We start from the raw sequence: 18,077 nt of genomic DNA on the forward strand, positions 1-18,077 counted from the left end.
CCGCGTATCCGCGCACTGACCTGGGACCGTCTCGCATGGGCGCACCTCGCGCCGGGGAGGCCCAGCCCGCCATCAGAGCACTGGGTGAGGCGAGCGCAGCCCTGGCGAGTACGGCCGGAGCCGAAGAACCGTCGTACCTGTATTGGATCAGCTCCGACGAACTCCAGATCATGGAGGCCCGCGCCTACACCGAGCTGCGCCGCCCGCTGCGCGCCGTTCCTCTACTCACCGAGGTTCTGACGCGCTACGACGTCACCCATGTCCGGGAACTCGCGCTGTACCTGTCGTGGCTTGCCGTCGCTCTCGCCGACGCCAACGAGCCCGAGGAAGCGGCGCACACGGCGTCGCGCATGTTGGACATGTCCGCCGACCTCACCAGCGACCGCACCACCCAGCGCGCCCGCGTGGTCCTGGCACGGCTCAAGCCCTACGCCGACGTTCCGGAGGTACGAGAGCTGCTGACCCGCTATCCCATAAGTGCTTGAGCGAGCTAGGTGTTCTCCCCGAGTCTGGCTTGGGCCTGGGCCACCACATCGGGATGGGGATCCTCGGAGAGAACTCGTAAGACGGTCTCCGGCGTCGTGGGCCATAGGGCCAGATACCACCGCACGTCGACCGACCGGTCATGGGCAAGCCGGTGTAATTCGTCGTGAGGGAGTTTTTCCGACGTTACTGCGGCTTTGCGCACGGTTGCGGACTTGTCGTTTGAGAGAAGGCGGTGCTGGTTCGTCGTGGTGATCGGATTCTCGGTCGCACCGGCACGAACCTTGGGGGTGGCGTCGGTTATCAGGGTGGCGAGGATGTCCGGGGCGTCGGTGTGAGCCGCCAGGCGCGCTCGGACGTTGGGAGAGGGGTCTGCGGCGAGTACCGAGTTTGTTTTCCCGTCCAACCCGTCTTGCTCGGCGAGCAACCCGCGCAGAACCTCATCCGCGGACCGGCAGATGGCGCGGCGGGCCTCGGCGTCGGCGGCCGGATGCTCCGGTACTGACCATCGAACCGACCAGTGAGGGTCTTCGACCATGTTGATCAGGACATCGGATGGGCAGGAGGGATTCTTGACAAGAGTCTGGCGGGTCTTCAAATCCGGGTCCTGAGCGAGCGCACGCAAGACTTTGCCCGGCGCGTCGGTCCGAGCCGCCAGGGCACGCCTGACCGTGCGGGAGGGGTCTGTCGCCATGGCTTCGAGGGTCTCGGGGGGCGTGGCGGGATCGCTTGCCACGGCCCACCGGATCTGGACCTTCTTGTGATGGGCGCGTACGTCCAGATCGGTCTTCCTCGTGCCGCCATCCGTTCCCGAAGCGCCTGGTTCCTGCATCCGTCAGTCCTTCCTTCGCCATGTGAGTGGCATGATCGCAGCAAGCACTGACAATGGAGCTTGGTCACCAAGCGGTGAAGGAACGCCTGACGGCATCGATGAAGACGCTTGTTGGCAGCCATTGTTTCTGGGTGACTAACTGGGTGACAACCACCATGGACAGGGCTGGATGCCGGTGGACAGCCAGAGAGGATAACTGCAGGTCAGAGCGGATATCAACCCTGGTCAGGGAACCGCTCGGGTTGCCTGGGGATCAAGGGGTCGCAGGTTCAAATCCTGTCGTCCCGACCAGGTTTTTGCTGGTCGGCAGGGGTTTCGGAGTCTCTCCGGAGCCCCTTTTTCGATCTTCGGGAGCCAATCGGAGTCAGGTGCGCTCAGGATCTTACGTGGGTGGCAGGTTCCTCGTTCGACTCCGTCGGATCTATCCGGAGCCTTGGCCTGTGAGCGGTGGTCAAGCATCGACGGCGCCGGCTGCCGCAGTCCGCTACATCCTTCAGAGACCTCGTGGGTGTGTGGACAGCCAGCCACGGTGCCGGTCCCTGAGGGCATCACGCTCGGTCGGCGTGGGCAGGACCACGTCGGCGCCGCCGTCGTAGGGGTGGTACAGCCAGCGGAGATCCGCAGGGCCAAGGAGCACGTTGCTGATCTCGTCGTCCGCGACCGCTCGAAGCACGGCGTCGATGACGCCGGGTCCCCACGGTCGCGTCTCGGCGTAGAGCTGCGTATAGGTACGGAATTCGGGATCATCGTCAGGTTCTTCGATGAGGGTCTGCCAGTGCTGTGCCGCCGGCGCGACCTCTGATCGTCTCGGCCGCAGCTGAGGGGTGAGTGCTGGAGTGTCCGTCCATTCGGTCGTGATGACCAGGAGGTCTGGGCCTGGATCGAGTTCGGACAGCACGGTGTGGTGGCGGTTGAGCACGATGGCGTATTCCGCCTCATCGTCCGGGTAGCGCTTCGACTCCGGCAGGCTGTGAAATCTGATCCAGCGGTCCGGATAGTGACCGCGAAGCCAGTGGGCGACCGGCGGGCACTCGGGCCATTGCCGCTCCCAGAGCCGGCTCAGTGCTTGCGGATCGAGGGCGCCGTCGAGGATCACCGTGCCGTTCTATCCGATGGCCTGGTGGGCGGCCAAACGATTTGATCGCCCGGACAGTTGTCAGGTGTCTACAACGGGTGTTCCGGCGAGGCGGGGAAATTATTCCGCTCGACCCTGTGACGGGCTGCTGGATAGCTGAAGGAACGCGGCGACTACAGCGAGAACCGGTTTGCCCGGGCCAACGACACGGGCTCCTCGGCCCCAGGATGCGAGGCAGCGACGTCGTACCCTACGGCTGGGATGACGCGTTCATCGTCGTGGGGGGGTTGCCCCGGCTGCGGCGGCTGCCACATGAGGCTCTGGAGGATTACGTGCTGGCGGTGGTCGAGGGCAGGGAAGGCGACATGCTCGCGATGACGCTTCCGTACGAGTAGAGTGCCGCCCCCCCCCCCCGACAGCCAGGCAGCAGAACAGCTACGCCAGACGAACGTCAGCTGGTCGGCGTCGACCTGGGCGGGCTCGTGGCCAGCCCTCAGATCGACCCGCACATGATCGAGGAACAGTTCCAGCAGCTACCGCCACGGTGCAGCCGCCCTGATGCTCGACGACGAGGCCGGCGCGGCGGGGAAGAAGAGTGACCAGGCGGGGGAGTTCACTCGCTGGAGCGGGCGGCCTTCCACAGCTGCATCCTGGCGGCGTACTGGTCGTCGATGTCTTGCAGCCACGGGTGCTGGTCGCGCTTCTCCTGCGCCTGCAGTCGCACCTCGCGGGCCTTCTGTACTTCGTCCTCCTGCTTATCGGTGGTCTTCGGTTTGCCGGTCATGATGTCTATCGTCGAGGGGAGAGCGGCGACCAGTTTCTCGAAGCGGGCGTCGGCTTGCTCGTAGTCGCGCTGAATCTCTACCAGGTCATTCGGAAATTCGTATGCAGACACGTGTGAATCCAATGGTTTACGGCATGTCGCCCGGAGGGGCCTCCGTGGTCGGCCTGGATTTGCGGCCGATGCCCTGCATATGCCCGAGGACTGCCGTGCTAAGCGCGTGAAGCTGAATCGGGCACACGAGACAGCCGAGCGGCGAAGCCACAGAGCAGGCCGTACCGGCCGAGCTGCGTAGAGAGCCCCTATATAGACGTGTGTGCTTGACTGCGTCCACCCACCCCTTGACTCTCCGCGCATCTCCATGACCGGCCTGTGAACCCGCGACAAGGAATCGTTCATCCGCCGGAGTTCCGTTACCGGACCGGACTCCCTCGGCCACGGCGCCGGAGTCGTCGGCGTCCGTGAAGGTGAAAACCAGTCCTTCCTCGGAGTCGTTGCCGAGCCGGAACGGCGCCCGCTCAGTGCCTCCCTGCTCAAGGACGGTGTACGTGCCATAGTCGAACTCGAAGGTCTCCTCGGAGGAGGGGAAGACCCGGTAGTTTTCGGCGGTGCCGGCATTGTTGGAGTGCTAAACGTCATCTGTAGCCACCCTGAAAGCCATCGAGCTGTTAAAACGCCTACTCCATGTCCTGGGAGTCATGGGAGCCAATTCAGGGAGCCAACGCCTTCAAACCGGCTCCGACCCTCTCCGACCTGGCCGGAAATTTCCCCAGGGGGAAGGCTCCCCGTCCGACTCCTTCAGATCGTCCCGGATACCCAACTCGTGGCTGGGGGCCAAGGGGTCGCAGGTTCACATCCTGTCGTCCCGACCAGGTTTTAGCTGGTCAGGACGAGTGTCACCCGAAAGGGAGGCGCCCTTTCTTCGTTCTGGGTGACTTTCGAGATCAGCCACACCCGAGACTCGAAGGAGCCGACATCTACGACATCGAAGAGCCCGCCAAGGAGTCTGACCCATAGCCGACCGGCCGGATCCTGCTTCTGCTGTGACCAGCTCGGAGTGTTCTAATCCTGCCTGTAGGTTTCGTCAAGGCGGCGGATCGAGGTCAATAACGCGCTGGACTCTCCGACATGGCGCGGCAGCTGGTCGCCGAAGGCCGACAGATCACCGCCGACCCGTTCGGCCAGATCGCCCCTACCTACGCGCCGGCACCAGCCGCTTCGGCGCCTGCGCCACCGACGACCTGCGCCACCAGCCCGACCTGTTCGCCCCCTCCTGAAGGAGGTCGACTTCACCGCGGTCGACCTGGCCGCCTGATAAGCCGCAGTACTGGCCGGGAATCGGGCGGATATGGCGGGAGGCTCCCCGTGGTTCAACCGGAGGCAAGCGCCGTCTTCAAGCCTAGCCTGGGCCAGAAGGCCCAGTGCCCCCAGTACTGGAGTACTGAAGACGCCGCAGCGCCAGGAACGTGGTCTCGGCGAGAGATCGTTCCTACCGTTGATGAACTCAAGCATGGGCATCAGCAGGCTTAAGTACATGTCCACCATCCACGATCACCTGCATCGGATGCTCTTCCGACTTGTTTCGCTTCCTCCCGCCTCCGTACAGGGGCGCTTCCTCCGCCACTACTTCGAGTGGGTTCATCGCGTTTCTGACCCGGGGCGATATGACACAGGGCCAAATGAGATCGAGAAGTATGAGAGGACGTTGCGGCATGTGCCACACCGTGCCTACCGCAGGGTCCTGGACGTGGGATGCAGCGAAGGGGCATTCACTCGCCGACTGGCAGGTGCATACCCGGGCGCGGAGTGCTGGGGGGTGGACATCTCAGACCGGGCGGTCAGCCGGGCGGCGACGAAGGCAAGCGGGGCGGCGAGATTCGCGGCGCTGGATTTCCTCAACGAGGACCCCGGCGGCACCTTCGACCTGGTTATCTGCGCCGAAGTGTTGTACTACGCGGGCCGCGGCGAACGGCTACGCTCGGTCTTCGGGCGGTTCCGCTCGTTCATGGAACCGGGTGCGGTCCTGGTCCTGGTGCACGAATGGCCCGAGGCCCGCCGCCTCTACCGGCACCTCGACGAGAACCCGGGCTTCCGCAAGGTGAGCGAGCACCCGTACGAGCACCCGGTGCGCCCCTACGCCGTCACCGTGTACGAACGCGTGGAGCGCCGCTCGGCCCCGGCGGCGCATGCCCCTCGTTCGCGTACGCTGCCCTTCCGAGCGCTGCTGCCAGCCGTCGCGCTCGCCGTGGGAACAGCTGCCGCCGGTCGGCCGGTGATGGACGAACTGCCTCTTCCGGCCTTCAGCGCTCCCGCGCTCCAAGATCGCTACGAACGCCACGCGTGGCCCGGCCGCCAGTTCCTGGCGTTGAGCCGCAAGGGCGACGGCCAAGCGATCGAGGTCGTGGGAGATCTCGCCGGCGCGGCGAGGGTCATCGTCTACGTGCCCGGCTCCGGACAGAGCCTGGCTTCCTTCGACCACTCCCCGGAAAGTCCCGGGCGAGCGGCCCACGCGCTCTACGACGAGGCCGCCAGGTCGGGGCCGGGGACCGCGGTGATCGGCTGGCTGGGGTACGACACGCCGGACCTCATCAACCCGGAGATCGCCACCATCTGGCCGGCCGACCGGGGGGCCGAGCGGCTGAGGTCCTTCCTCTCCGCGCTGTCACCGGACGTACGGATCAGCCTGGTCTGCCACAGCTATGGCTCCGTGGTCTGCGGTCGCGCCGTCGCGGGATTACCGGTCCACGACCTCATCGTCACCGGCAGTCCCGGCCTGGGCGTCAGAAAGGTCTCGGATCTGCGTACGCGGGCACGGGTCTGGGCGGCGCTCGGTAGCAACGACGACGTGTTCCGCCCCGGCGTGCTCATCGGACCGTTCGGGTTCGGCACCGATCCGGTGAGTGCCGGGTTCGGCGCGCGGGTCATCAATGGCGGCGATGCCCGGCATCACACGTACCTTGCGCCAGGCAGCTCGACCTTGGCGCGGATCGCCCACATCGCGGTGACGGGGACCGAGCATGCAGCGTGAGCAGCGAATCGACGTGCTGCTCGCCACGTCGGTCACGGTCGGTGTCCTCGGGCAATGGCTCGTCACCTCCTATGTCGTCATGGACGACATACACGTGGCGAGTCCGCTCATGGACCTGCCGGAGTGGGCGCCCGCCACCTGGCTGCTGCAGACCCTGCCCGTGTTCTTCTTCGCAAGCGGATACGCGCATGGACAGTCCTCAAGTGCGCCGCGCCTGAGAACGATGCTGACTTTCCTGCTCGCCTGGACCGCGGGCGCGGCCGTTCTGTCGGTCAACGGGTTCTCCCTCGCCGCCATCAGGGAATTCCTCGGGCCTGCGCTCCAGCCGCTGTGGTTCCTGGTGCCGTACCTGTTGCTGACCGCGATCGCTCCATGGCTGCGCCGGGCGGTGCTGCGCTACGGCTGGACGACGGCCCTCGTTCCTGCGGTCTGCGTGGTCCTGGTCGATTTCGTCCGCTTCACCTGGCCCTCGTCGGAATGGCTGGGCAACGTCAACGCGGTCTCGGCCTGGGCGGTGCCGTTCCTCCTAGGCCTGGCGTGGAGGCAGGGCCGCATCAACGGAGCATGGCTGCTCGGCGCAGGCGGGATTCTCACGGGGGCGCTAGTCGCCCTCGGCGATTACCCCACCAGCATGATGGACGTGCCCGGTGCGCCGATGTCGAATGTCGCACCGCCGACTGCGGCCCTTCTCGCCTTTGGCTGCGCGCAGTGCGGGCTCGCCGCGTTGGCGGGCGACCGGCTCGGCCGCCGCGCCGTAGGCTCCAGGCTCACGGCCGTGATCAGCGATGCCGCGTTCCCGCTCTACCTCTGGCACCTGACGGCGCTTGCCCTCATCTCGCTGGTCACGCTCCGGCTCGGCCCGGTCGCCGGGCTCACCAGCCCGCCGACCGGCGCGGCCTGGCTGACACTGCGGCTCGCCTGGATGCCCGTCTGCGCGATGGCACTGATCGGGCTGCTGGCGCTGGCACGCCCGCCGAAGCCTCGACGGCGATTGCCCGCGGTCGCCACCTGTGATGCCCTGGAAGAATGATCAGAATGATCAGCATGATCTGGAGGAACCACCCCTGGGTGCGAGACACCGCGACGTCCGCGCTGGTGCTGGCGGCGGAGCTCCTTGGCCACCCCTACACGGGGTTGGGCACCAAGGTGGTGTTGATCGCGGTGGGGGCCGCAGGATTGATGTTGGTGCGGCGGCGGCATCCGATCGTCGTGGCCGGGCTCGTCGGCGTTCTCTACCTGATCGGCGCACAGCCGTCCCCCTACGATACGCCGGTCAGCGCCATGCTCATCGCTCTATACAGCGTGGGCAGGCATGCCCCAGCGCTGGCCTCGATCGTCACGGCGGCACTGGCCGTGCTCGGCGGCTGGGTGGTCCAAGACCTGCCGTGGGCGGCCGTTCCACCCCTGATGACGGTGGCCCTCGTACTGACCCCCGCGTTGCCGGTGGCGGCCGGGCGCATCGTGCGCCTGCAAGCCGAATTGTCCCACCGGCATGAGCAGCAGATCGTCGAGAACGCGGTACGCGCCGAACGCCGCCGCATCGCCCGCGAGTTGCACGACGTGATCGCCCACCACGTCAGCGTGGTCGGCCTCTACATGGGTGTGGCCCGGCGGACGATCCCGACCGACCCGGAACGCGCCCGGCTCGCCCTGCTCACCGGCGAGGACACCGCCCGCCAGGCGATGACGGAGATGCGCCACCTGCTGGACGTGCTGCGTACCGACGGCGAGCCGATCGAGAACCAGGCGGGTGTCGGGATAGCGCGACTGCCGGCGCTGATCGAGGGATCGGGCAGCGCGACGCTGGAGGTCTCGGGAGAGGCGGTTGAGCTGCCGACGAGCGTGGACCACGCGGTCTACCGCATCGTTCAGGAGGCGCTCACCAACACGCGCAAACACGCGGACGGGGCCCGGACACAGGTACGGCTTGCCTACCTGCCCGACCTGGTGGAGGTGGAGATCAACGACGACGGGCGATCCCGTCCCGGCGCCGTCGGACCGGGGCTCGGGCTGGCGGGGATGTCCGAGCGAGTGTCGCTGTGCGGCGGCGAGATACACGCCGGGCCCTCCAGTGAGGGAGGCTTCACCGTACACGCCCGCATCCCACTGCCGGAGAAGATGTGATCAAAGTACTGCTCGTGGACGACCATGCGGTGGTCCGCGTGGGGCTGCGCCTGCTGCTCGATACCGTGCCCGACCTGACCACGGTGGGCGAGGCGGCCGACGGGCTGGAGGCGGTACGCCTCAGCCACAGCCTGCGTCCCGATGTTGTGCTGATGGACCTGCATCTTCCGGGCCTGAACGGGGTGGCCGCCACCGAGCGGATCGTCTCCGAGCTGCCGGAGGTCAGGGTGCTGGCATTGAGCACATTTGACCTGGAGGAGCACGTGGTCGCGGCACTGCGGGCCGGGGCGTCCGGTTTCCTGCCCAAGGACGTGTCACCGGAGGAGCTGATCGAGGGCGTCCGGATCGTGCACCGGGGTGAGGCGACGGTGGCACCTCGGCTGCTGCTCGGCCTGATCGGCACGTTCGTGCGCCCGGCCCGCCCGCGTGCGGTCGTGGCCCCCGCGGAGTTGTCCATGCTGAGCGAGCGCGAACTACGGGTGCTGGAGCTCATCGCGCGCGGCCTGTCCAACGCGCAGATCGCGGAGGATGTGGGGCTGTCGGTGTCGACGGTGAAGAACCGAGTGAGCGAGCTGTTCGCCAAGCTCGGAGTACGCGACCGGGTCCAAGCCGTGATCGTCGCCTACGAGGCCGGGCTGGTCGCGCCAGGCGACGGGAATCGATCTCCGCGCTCAATCGGCCGTGCAACGGTCGATGACGCACCGAAGTCATGTACGTGATAACGAGCCATTATCGGCGCTCGGACGTTGGGAGAGGGGTCTGCGGCGAGTACCGAGTTCGTTTCCCCGTCCAACCCGTCTTGCTCGGCGAGCAACCCGCGTAGAACCTCATCCGCGGACCGGCAGATGGCGCGGCGGGCCTCGGCGGCTCTTCACAATCCAGGGTGTAGTCGTGGCCTGAAGCCGCCGGTTTCCAGCAGGGATCTGGCGATGTAGTTGGTGAGGTTGCGGAATCCGAGAGCGGAGCCGCGGAGGTGTTCGAGCCGTCCGTTGATGGCCTCGGTCGGTCCGTTGGACGTGCCCGGGCGTTCGAAGTAGGCCAGCACGTCGGTGGCTCGCTTCTTCAGTGTCCGGCCGAGCGTGATGATCTCGCTCAACGCGCTCGGGACGCCCTGGCTGACCGACTCGATCAACTTCACCATCAGCTCTCGGCCCTTCCTCCGATCGGGTTCGCGGTAGGCGGCGATCATCCGCTGGTAGACCCCCCACGTGGCTTCGACCTCAACGTGAGCGTCGCTCGCAAACAGCGCGGCCGTCGGTCCTTCTGCCTGTCGGTGAGCAGGTCAGCGCCGGTGTGGAGGGTTCGCCGTGCGGTATAGAGCGGGTCGCTCCTGCGTCCACGGTGCCCGTGGACGGCCGGTTGGACACGTCGGCGGCATCGGTCGAGTGCGTCGCCGGCCAGACGCACGACGTGGAATGGGTCCATGATCGCGACCGCGTCGGGTAGTTCCTCGCTGGCGGCGGTCTTGAACCCGGTGAAACCGTCCATCGCGACGACCTCGACGCGGTTGCGCCAGGACTCTTCGCGTTCGGCGAGCCAAGCCTTGAAAGCCTGCTTGGAGCGGCCTTCGACCATGCCGAGCAGCCGGGCGGGGCCGGTACCGTCGCGGTTGCCGGTCAGGTCAGTGATCACGGCGACGTACTTGTCGCCACGTCTGGTGTGGCGCCAGACGTGCTCGTCGACGCCGATCGCGGTGACGTCGTCGAACCGACCGATGTCGTCGATGAGGACACGCTCGCCCTCGGCCAGGACAGCGTCGTTGGCAGTGTTCCAGGCGACCCCGAGCCCTTCGGCGACACGGGCGACGGTGAGGTGCTGGCAGACGATGGCTTCAAGCGCCCACCGCAGCCCGCGGCGCGAGAGCTTCGCCCGCGGCTCAGCCGCCTTGGTTGTGTCTTGCCGCCACACGTGCCCGCAGTCGATGCAGCGGTAGCGTCGGATCGTGACGTGAAGGATCGTGGGCCGCCGGCCCAGTGGCTCGTGCGCCAGTCGCCGGGTCACGGTGTCACGCGGTGTGCCTTGGCAACCGCAGCGGCGGCACCACTGATCGGACTCGACGACCCGGCACGCGAGAACCGCATGGTCCGGGGCGAGTCGCTGACCGGTGACTTCGAGCCCGAGCTCGTCAAGGCGGCAGAACGTATTCATGTCAGCGCGGGCGAAGCCGGCCTCAGGGGTAGCGTCGTGCAACGTCGAGGTCTTCCGGATGGGCTTGGTGTAGGAACCCCCGGTCCTCGGGAGACCCCGGCGCCTACCCGGCCAGCGACGCGGGGTGAGCTGCCACCGCCGGTGTGACACAAGTTCCTGACGGTTGATGATCTGAAGTCATCCAGGTGAGGGCGAATCGTCCTGCTTCGGCCCCGGCCGCGCGAAGGTGACCGGGGCCGGAACTTGAACGGTGGCTTTGGTCGTGGCTTGTGAGGCGGTCAGCTCTGGGGCATTCAGCGGCTGATGTCGTCCAGCTCGGTCAAGTCCTCATGAGAGAGGGAGAGTCCCGCGCCGGCGATGTTCTGGCGCAGGTGTGCCGTCGATGACGTGCCGGGGATGAGCAGGATGTTCGGTGATCGCTGCAGCAGCCAGGCCAGTGCGACGGACATCTGTGTCGCCTCCAGACGAGCGGCGACCGCCGAGAGCGCCGAGGACTGAAGCGGGGTGAAGCCCCCGAGGGGGAAGAAGGGCACGTACGCGACGCCGTCGGTGGCGAGCCGGTCGATGAGCTTGTCGTCGTGGCGGTGGGCGAGGTTGTACATGTTCTGCACGCACACGATCGGCGCCATGCTCTGTGCCTCGGTGACCTGCTCCTCGGTGGCGTTGCTAATCCCGAGGTGGCGGATCAGGCCCTGCTGCTGGAGTTCGACGAGCGTCTCGAACGCCTCGGCAAGCGAGCCGGGCTGGGGACCTTCGGCGTTGCCGAGTCGGAGGTTGACCAGGTCGAGTACGTCGAGGCGGAGGGACTTGAGGTTGTCGTGGACCTGGCGGCGCAGATCTTCGGGTCGGCGGGCTGTAGGCCAGCCGCCCAGTTCGTCGCGGGTCGCGCCCACCTTGGTCACGATGTGCAGCGACTCGGGATAGGGGTGCAGTGCCTCGCGGATCAACTCGTTGGTGACGCGCGGCCCGTAGGCGTCGCTGGTGTCGATGTGGGTGATCCCGAGGTCGACCGCTTCACGCAGAACGGCCAGGGCACCCTCGCGATCGGCGGGCGGCCCCATGACCCACGGGCCGGCCAGCTGCATGGCGCCGTAACCGAACCGGGTGACGGTCAGGTCACCCAGAGTCCAGGTGCCGCCGGGAAGAGAGAGGGAGGGTGTGCTCATCTTGTTGCCTTTCGTCGTGCACTTGGGGGTGGCGCCTGCTGCCTCCCTGTATCAGCATTGGAGAGAAACTTCCTGTCGGGAAGTAGGCACTTGGGGGTGCGTAACCCACCCATTGGTGAGAGGTGCGATCAGTGACGACGATGAAGGCGGCCCAGAAGAGGGCTCAGGCCAAGGTGGAGTACAACGCGTTCCTGGCAGGGTGCCCCAGCCGGCAACTGCTCGACCGAATCTCGGACAAGTGGGTCGTCCTGATCCTGTGTGCGCTGGGCGGCGACAACAGCCCTGGCCAGCCCGGTGCAGCACACGCAGACGCTCCGAAGGCGATGCGTTACTCCGAGATCTCTCGTCTTCTGGCCGGGGTCAGCCAGAAGATGCTGACCCAGACACTACGGTCGCTGGAGCACGATGGTCTGCTCACCCGTACCGTGACGCCAACCGTCCCTGTCACCGTCTCCTACGAGCTGACCGACCTCGGCCTCTCGCTCCACCACATGACCCGCGGGCTCAGAAACTGGGCGCAGACACACATGGCCGAGGTCCTCGCAAACCGCGAGAACTACGACGTTCGCACCCCCTGATGACTCACATCCAACCGTCCAACAGCTCTACGTTCTCGGCCTACACCCTCAACTGCGAAGAGCCTTTTAGCTGGTCGGCAGGGGTTTCGGAGGTTGTCCGAGGCCCCTTTCCGGTCTTCGGGAGCCGAACGGGGAGCCAGAGGGTTACGCGGATGTTCTGCGCTTCTTGAAGATCTTGTCCGAAGATCCTGTCCATGGCCTGCCGGCCGGGTGATCCGGTCCCGCTAGCCGGAGGCGTAGCGGCGCATCGACTCCAGGCCGGAGACGCCGTAGACCTCCTCGACCGCGTTCGCGAGCAGGTGGCAGGTGCGGAAGCGGTCGAGCGGGGTCAGTCCGAGCCTCGTCAGGTGCAGGTAGGTGTAGTTGAGCACCACCCGGTAGCGCAGGAAGTCGGGGCGGGCGAACATGTCGCGGCGGTAGCCGGGGGTGCCGAACATCAGGGTGTGCAGTTCGCCCCTCGTCTCGGCCGGGGTGTCGTCCATGGTCGGCAGCAGGTGCACCACGCGGTCGGCCCTCGCGCGGTAGGTCTCCACGAGCGCCGCCCACTCCCGGACGAACGGGCTGTCCCCGCCTGCGTCGATGGTGTCCACGACCTGCCTGACCCGTTGGGTGAGCAGGGCGCGGCGGGAGCCGTACACCTCGTCGAAGGAGCGCCGGGCGGCCTCGGGGTCCCTGGACCACGTGAGGTAGCCCTCGGCGTGCACCCGGAACGACAGGTAGCTGCGCTCGATCGGGTGGGAGGTGTGCGCGACCGTCAGGAGCAGGGCCATGGCCAGGTCCGACTTGGTGTCGCGGCCGTCGCGGCAGTGGTCGAGCATCGCGAACAGGAGCGGGGTGCTGTCGCTGTAGAACGCGGTGAGCAGGTCGACGCCCTCGTCGCCGCCCAGGACGTGGCGGCGGTCGTCGAACGGGAACTCGACGATCGAGTTGTCGGCGGGCCACGGGGTGAGCGGGCCGTGTTCCTGCTCGCGCGCGGCCATGAGGCGGTGCCGCGCCAGGCTCTCGGCCTGGTCCACCACGTACGTCGACGGGTGGTCGCGCAACCATCCGCCGACGACCGTGCCGACGCGGGGACGCACCACCTCCTCCCACGTCCGCCGGTCGGTCTTCACGTTGACGCGCAGGTGGGGGCCCTGCCGCCAGTGGCGCACCACGTACGCCGCCTCGACGTGGTCGCGGATGTCGGCCAGCAGGGGCCGGACGGCGTCGAGGAGCAGGGGGTCCTTGTCCGGCTCGTGGTAGAAGACGTGGACGCTGTGCCACATGGCGGTCACCTCCGCAGCGCGGCCAGCGCGCGGGCCGCGAGAGTCGAGATGTGTGATTCCGGGCCGGGGCGCAGGCCGATCCGGTTGTGGAACAGGTGGGCGCAGCGCAGCAGCACGCGGGCCCGTTGTGCGTCGTCGCCGATGACGGCCAGGTGGGCGTGGGCGGAGCCCGCGTCGCCGGTCGTCGCCGGGAGGTTCGCTGCCAGGTCGTTGATCGAGGCGGCCCAGGTGCCGAGCAGGCCGGGGCCGTCCTTCAGGTGCCAGAGGCGTTCGGTCTGGGTGACCAGCGCGGCCGGGAGGTCGCCGGGGTCGCCGGGGTCGTGCGGGGGCAGGCGGCGGGCCGCTTCGGCGAGGTCGGGCTGGCAGGCGGCCATCGTCAGCGTGAGCACGGCGAGGCCGACGGCGGTCCTGCGTCCCATCGCGGGCGCACCGTGGAGGACGTCGAGCGCGAGGGAGCTGGAGATGCCGAAGTGTCGTTCGGTGGCGGGCATGTTTCCGTAGACGCGCTCTTCCGGCTCGTACGGGATGAACACCACGCTGCCGGCCGGGTGGAGGGCCGGGTCGTAACTCTCGCGGCGTTCCCCCTCCGCGAGCACGGCCGCCAGCCGCCGGTAGGCCGGGGCGTCGACGTCGGGCGACGGGTGGTCGGCGAACCACCGGGCGGCCCGGGCCCTGATCTCGTCGCGGGGCACCCCTTTCAGGCGCAGCCGCACGTGGGGGCCCGACTCCCAGTAGCGCAGGTAGAAGCAGGCCGTCGCCGACCGGGCCAGCGGTGTGACGACGTCGCGGATCAGGTCGTCGAGGTCGCCGGTGTGGAACAGGTGGGCGCTCTGCCAGGGGGTCACGGGGCGCTCACCTGGATGACGTACTCGGTGACGCGCGGGCCGCCGGGGTAGACGGGGGCGTCCTCGGGGGTGGGCAGGGTCTCCTCTATGACCATCAGGGCGTCGGGGTTCCCGGCCGCGTGACGCAGGCCGGCGAGCAGGAAGGGGTCGGTGACGTCGACGTACATGGGCTTGCGGTGTTTGCCGAGCAGGCCCGCGAGCAGGCCGTCGCGCAGGTCCAGGACCCGGGCGAAGAAACGCCGCGGCATGCCGTGGTCGCGCAACCACGACGCCAGCGCGGGCGGGCCGCCCGAGGGGAAGTCGGCGGCGCGCAGCCGCCAGCACTCGCGGGCCAGCGTGACCACGCCCAGGTCGAGGCGGGGCAGGTGGTCGATCCGGCCGCGCGGCGGCACCGGGCCGGGGCGCAACACCCAGCCGGGCACCATCGCGACCGACGGTTCGCCGAAGACCCTGACCAGGAACTGCAACCACGGCGGCAACCAGTGCTGGGCGGTCATGCCCAGGTGCATCGGGCGCACCTTCCCGCCGTCGGCCCACAACGCCAGCCGGGAACCGTCGAGCCGCACCGTCAACGCCGAGGGGTGCAGACCTCCACCCGTGGTGTACGGGTAGTCGATCGTCACATCGGCCGTGGCGGTGCGGAGGTTCAGGCCGCTGCCGAGGGCACCCGTGACCTCGGCGATCCTGGTGTCGCGTTGCGGGGCCCGCAGCGCCGACGCGTCCGGGGCGTGGCCGATCCGGCGCAGCTGGTGGTGGAGACGGGACAGCCCCTTCCCGTAACCCGCGGTGACGGTGTTGACGACCAGGCGGCCCTCCGGGAGCGCCTGGGCGTAGACGCAGATCGAACCCGGGGCGCGGAACCGGTCGTCGTCGGGAGGCTCGCCGGTCCGCAGGAAACGTTCGCGCAGGTCCGCGTGGCCGGGACCGGTCGCGAAGGGATCGCGGACCAGATCGCGCAGTCGGCCCGGGTCACTGTGGACGGCGCGGTAGAAGCTCATGACGGGGACGGCGGCGCCGGGGCCGTACCGGCGCAGGAAGAAGTCGGCGGCGGCCAGTTTCACCGGGAGGTCGCCGTCGAACAGGGCCAGCCCCTTCCGCAGCCGGTTCAGGTCGTCGAGCGCCGGGCGCCACGCCTCCCGGCCGCACCGGCCCGCGTCGCCGGGGATGACGGCGTTGTGCCAGAACAGGTTCCGCTCCGGGATCTCCCTCGGGGCCAGCAGGTCGCGGATCACCTTCGGGTCCTCCTCGACGCTCAGCTTGGTCAGCGGGTCGTCGTCGTGTTCGCCGTACGGCGGCACGAGCTCCACCAGCCCGATGTCGGCCAGCGCCCTGGCCGGTTCCGCGAGCGCCGCCTTCACCGGCTCGGTCGCGGGCACGCTGAGCAGCGGTTCCGTCGCGGTCGGGCCGAGGAACCAGATGCGGCCGTCCTCCTCGAACGCGGTCGGGTTCACCCGCGTCTCCGCGGCCTCCGCGTGCCGCGACAACGTCATCCAGAGCGGGCGCAACACGGCGCGGTCGAGGTCGACGACCTCCCGCCACGTCAGGTCGGCGGGCGGGGCGGCCATGGGGCCGTCGTCGGTCCAGGTGCCGAAACCGCTCCACGCGAACGTCGCGTAGGGGCTGGTCTTCATGGTGGCGCGGGCCAGGTAGCGGGCCAGTTTGACCGCCTCCTGGCGCGACGGGGACGTGCGCGCGGCCAGGATCGGGCTGCCGAGCTCGAGCCCCCGGCGGAAGGTCGCGTCCCCGGCCAGCACGCGCAGGAGCTCGGCCTTCTCCCGCTGTTCGGCCTCGTAGACGGCGGGCAGGTCGGCCGCCAGCGTGTCGTGGAGGTCCTTGAGGGCGGTCCAGGCGAGGACCCGTACCCGCAGCTCCTCGGGGAGGGCGGCGAGCACCTGCGGCGCGGTCGCCCGCCGGTCCGGGCGGCGGCCCCGGAAGAGGTCGCGGCGCAGCGCCACCAGGACCGGCTTGAACACGCCCGCGCCGATCACCTCGTGCAGGGGGCCGGACATCGCCCGGCCCTCGTCCGCCAGCGTGCGGGCGACCTCGAGCAGCTCGTCGACGAGCCTCCACGTGCGCTCGCACCGCAACCGCCGCAACCCGTCGGCGGGCAGCCCGGCCACCCGGATGGCGAAGATCGGCGCCACGACGTAATCTCGGTCGGCGGGCTGAGCTGTTCGCGACAAGGACACTCCTTCATCCCGTGGCCGAGGGCGCCCGTGCCGTGGGCGCCCTCGGCGTTCGGTGGGGACCTGCTATGCCTCCGGCGCCCAGCAGCTGTTCGCCTGCATGTACGACGAGCAGTAGCCCATCGCCGACGAGGCGCCCGTCTCGATGGCGCCGTGGCCCTCCATCACGATCGAGTCGGCCGACAGGACGTCGATCGCCTCGACCTCCAGGCCGGACAGGTCAAGGGGGAGCTTGTCCATGACGTTTCTCCTTCTCTTTCACTGATCGGGGTGTTGCGGACGTGCCTTCGGACCTCCTTCCTGCGGATCGGGGAACCGGAGGACCAGGTCTGGCCCCCGGGACCTGGGGACGCCGACGAGCAGGGACGACAGGCTTCGCGCCGGGCCTGTCAGGCCCAGGACGCGGTCCGTCGCCTCGCCGGCGCCGTCGGAGTGGATGCGGGAGGTGAGACCCAGCGCGGCGGCGGCCAGCGTCGCCCGCTGCAGCGACGCGCCGGTCTCCACGAGCTGGTCACGATGGTCGCGCGCGGTGCCCGCCAGGGGGTCGCCCACGGGGACGATCACCGCGGCGGCCGTCTTCAGGGCCTCCCGGGTGTTCGTCACGAGGGGGGCCGTGCCCAGCTCCTCCAGCGGTGCGGCGCGGACCCGTCGAAGGTCGCCGTCGTAGTGGTAGGCGGCCCTCGGGAGGCCGTCGACGCGCAGGGCCAGCAGGTAGAGGTCCAGACCGGGGCGGACGGCGAGGCCGGTTATCGCGGCGATCTCCGTCAGCGGGACGGGCGCCGGGCGGAAACCGTCGACGGGGGAGTGGCGTGCGCGCAGACCGTCGCGGAGGTCCACCACCTCGGCCGGAACCCGGATGCCCCGTGCCGGTTGGCCCGGACGCCTCGCCCGCGAGGTGGCGTCCGCGGCCCGGTGCAGGTCGCGGGCCGCGCCCGGAGGAAACGGCAGGGGGAGAGGCCGGGCCTCCCGCGGCAGGTCGCCGGAGTTCCGCGGGGACTCGGCGGGCTCCGGCGGAAGGATCCGTTCGTACGGCTCCACGTGCAGGACGGCCAGAGGGGATTCGCGGGATTCGTCCAGACCCAGGAGGGCGTCGTCGATGTCGTCGGCGTCGCCGGGGGTGACGGTCAGGCCCAGGGTGGCGGCGACCACCTCCGCCTGGGTGCGCAGGACGCCGATCTCCTGGCAGATCAGGCGGTAGGCGTAGTCGCCGTACTTGAACATGGAACGCCAGAAGACCGCCGTCAGGCAGATGCGCGCCGGGCCGTGGTCACCCGTGCGCAGCACCTCCAGGACCTCGTGGACCGGGTCGTAGTGGAACAGCCCGTCCGGGCAGGCGACATAGGCCTCGACGGGGTACAGCCCTCCCCCGGAGGGCGCCGGGCGGCCCGGGATCGCCATCGGGCCCGCGTCCGTGTGCCGCCAGATCACGCGGGTGATGCCGAGCATGCCCCGGAGCAGCGCGCCCAGCGGGTGCCGTGGTTCGGCCCATTCGGCCGACGGATAGCGTTTGTGCCGGAGCGGTGCCAGGTCCCACCGGATGTCGAGCGGCCCGCGATCCGCCATAGC

General features: G+C 68.7%; 16 protein-coding genes and 1 pseudogene. 7 read left to right on the forward strand and 10 right to left on the reverse strand.

Annotation, left to right across the window (positions count from 1 at the left end):
- The first annotated feature begins 35 nt into the window (after window positions 1-35).
- Window positions 36-485, forward strand: a complete 450-nt coding sequence (locus AB0G15_RS06150) for a hypothetical protein (protein WP_362835863.1) — start codon at window positions 36-38, stop codon at window positions 483-485.
- Window positions 486-490: 5 nt separating this feature from the next.
- Here the strand turns inward: AB0G15_RS06150 and AB0G15_RS06155 are convergent, their stop codons facing one another.
- Both AB0G15_RS06155 and AB0G15_RS06160 read right to left on the reverse strand, forming a co-directional pair.
- On the reverse strand, window positions 491-1,315 hold the full coding sequence (locus tag AB0G15_RS06155) for a hypothetical protein (RefSeq protein WP_362835865.1): 825 nt from the start codon (window positions 1,313-1,315) through the stop codon (window positions 491-493).
- 493 nt (window positions 1,316-1,808) lie between these two features.
- Entirely contained in the window at window positions 1,809-2,411 is a 603-nt protein-coding gene (locus AB0G15_RS06160) for a hypothetical protein (RefSeq protein WP_362835867.1), read from the reverse strand.
- Window positions 2,412-2,617: 206 nt separating this feature from the next.
- Here AB0G15_RS06160 and AB0G15_RS06165 point away from each other — a divergent pair, with 206 nt between their 5' ends.
- Entirely contained in the window at window positions 2,618-2,785 is a 168-nt protein-coding gene (locus AB0G15_RS06165) for a hypothetical protein (RefSeq protein ID WP_362835869.1), read from the forward strand.
- 218 nt (window positions 2,786-3,003) lie between these two features.
- Here the strand turns inward: AB0G15_RS06165 and AB0G15_RS06170 are convergent, their stop codons facing one another.
- Window positions 3,004-3,285 carry a hypothetical protein gene (locus AB0G15_RS06170; protein ID WP_362835871.1) on the reverse strand — a complete coding sequence of 94 codons (282 nt, stop codon included), beginning with the start codon at window positions 3,283-3,285 and terminating at the stop codon, window positions 3,004-3,006.
- A gap of 1,420 nt (window positions 3,286-4,705) precedes the next feature.
- Between AB0G15_RS06170 and AB0G15_RS06175 the strand changes: the two genes are divergently transcribed.
- The 4 genes from AB0G15_RS06175 to AB0G15_RS06190 are packed head-to-tail and all read left to right on the forward strand — an operon-like array spanning window position 4,706 to window position 9,042.
- Entirely contained in the window at window positions 4,706-6,199 is a 1,494-nt protein-coding gene (locus AB0G15_RS06175; protein WP_362835873.1) for an alpha/beta hydrolase, read from the forward strand.
- Window positions 6,189-7,229: an acyltransferase gene (locus tag AB0G15_RS06180; RefSeq protein ID WP_362835875.1), complete on the forward strand. Its 1,041-nt coding sequence runs from the start codon at window positions 6,189-6,191 to the stop codon at window positions 7,227-7,229. Before AB0G15_RS06175 ends, AB0G15_RS06180 begins: the two co-directional genes overlap by 11 nt.
- Before the next feature lie 14 nt (window positions 7,230-7,243).
- Window positions 7,244-8,323 carry a histidine kinase gene (locus tag AB0G15_RS06185; protein WP_362835877.1) on the forward strand — a complete coding sequence of 360 codons (1,080 nt, stop codon included), beginning with the start codon at window positions 7,244-7,246 and terminating at the stop codon, window positions 8,321-8,323.
- On the forward strand, window positions 8,320-9,042 hold the full coding sequence (locus AB0G15_RS06190) for a response regulator transcription factor (protein ID WP_362835879.1): 723 nt from the start codon (window positions 8,320-8,322) through the stop codon (window positions 9,040-9,042). Before AB0G15_RS06185 ends, AB0G15_RS06190 begins: the two co-directional genes overlap by 4 nt.
- A 152-nt stretch (window positions 9,043-9,194) precedes the next feature.
- Here AB0G15_RS06190 and AB0G15_RS06195 read toward each other — a convergent pair.
- Window positions 9,195-10,471 (reverse strand): annotated as a pseudogene (locus AB0G15_RS06195) (ISL3 family transposase).
- A 293-nt stretch (window positions 10,472-10,764) separates the two neighbouring features.
- Window positions 10,765-11,637 carry an aldo/keto reductase family oxidoreductase gene (locus AB0G15_RS06200; RefSeq protein ID WP_362835881.1) on the reverse strand — a complete coding sequence of 291 codons (873 nt, stop codon included), beginning with the start codon at window positions 11,635-11,637 and terminating at the stop codon, window positions 10,765-10,767.
- A 131-nt stretch (window positions 11,638-11,768) separates the two neighbouring features.
- Here AB0G15_RS06200 and AB0G15_RS06205 point away from each other — a divergent pair, with 131 nt between their 5' ends.
- Window positions 11,769-12,215 carry a helix-turn-helix domain-containing protein gene (locus AB0G15_RS06205; protein ID WP_362835883.1) on the forward strand — a complete coding sequence of 149 codons (447 nt, stop codon included), beginning with the start codon at window positions 11,769-11,771 and terminating at the stop codon, window positions 12,213-12,215.
- A gap of 224 nt (window positions 12,216-12,439) precedes the next feature.
- Here AB0G15_RS06205 and AB0G15_RS06210 read toward each other — a convergent pair whose 3' ends face one another.
- The 5 genes from AB0G15_RS06210 to AB0G15_RS06230 all read right to left on the reverse strand — a co-directional run bounded on the left by AB0G15_RS06210 (window position 12,440) and on the right by AB0G15_RS06230 (window position 18,074).
- Entirely contained in the window at window positions 12,440-13,480 is a 1,041-nt protein-coding gene (locus AB0G15_RS06210; protein ID WP_362835886.1) for a thiopeptide maturation pyridine synthase, read from the reverse strand.
- A 5-nt stretch (window positions 13,481-13,485) separates the two neighbouring features.
- Window positions 13,486-14,325, reverse strand: a complete 840-nt coding sequence (locus tag AB0G15_RS06215) for a lantibiotic dehydratase C-terminal domain-containing protein (protein ID WP_362835888.1) — start codon at window positions 14,323-14,325, stop codon at window positions 13,486-13,488.
- Window positions 14,322-16,508: a lantibiotic dehydratase gene (locus AB0G15_RS06220; protein WP_362835890.1), complete on the reverse strand. Its 2,187-nt coding sequence runs from the start codon at window positions 16,506-16,508 to the stop codon at window positions 14,322-14,324. Before AB0G15_RS06220 ends, AB0G15_RS06215 begins: the two co-directional genes overlap by 4 nt.
- 69 nt (window positions 16,509-16,577) lie before the next feature.
- Window positions 16,578-16,751: a hypothetical protein gene (locus AB0G15_RS06225; protein WP_156046007.1), complete on the reverse strand. Its 174-nt coding sequence runs from the start codon at window positions 16,749-16,751 to the stop codon at window positions 16,578-16,580.
- Between the two features lie 18 nt (window positions 16,752-16,769).
- Window positions 16,770-18,074: a hypothetical protein gene (locus tag AB0G15_RS06230; RefSeq protein ID WP_362835892.1), complete on the reverse strand. Its 1,305-nt coding sequence runs from the start codon at window positions 18,072-18,074 to the stop codon at window positions 16,770-16,772.
- Window positions 18,075-18,077 lie beyond the last annotated feature (3 nt).

Source organism: Streptosporangium sp. NPDC023825 (assembly GCF_040639575.1).
Classification (GTDB): domain Bacteria; phylum Actinomycetota; class Actinomycetes; order Streptosporangiales; family Streptosporangiaceae; genus Streptosporangium.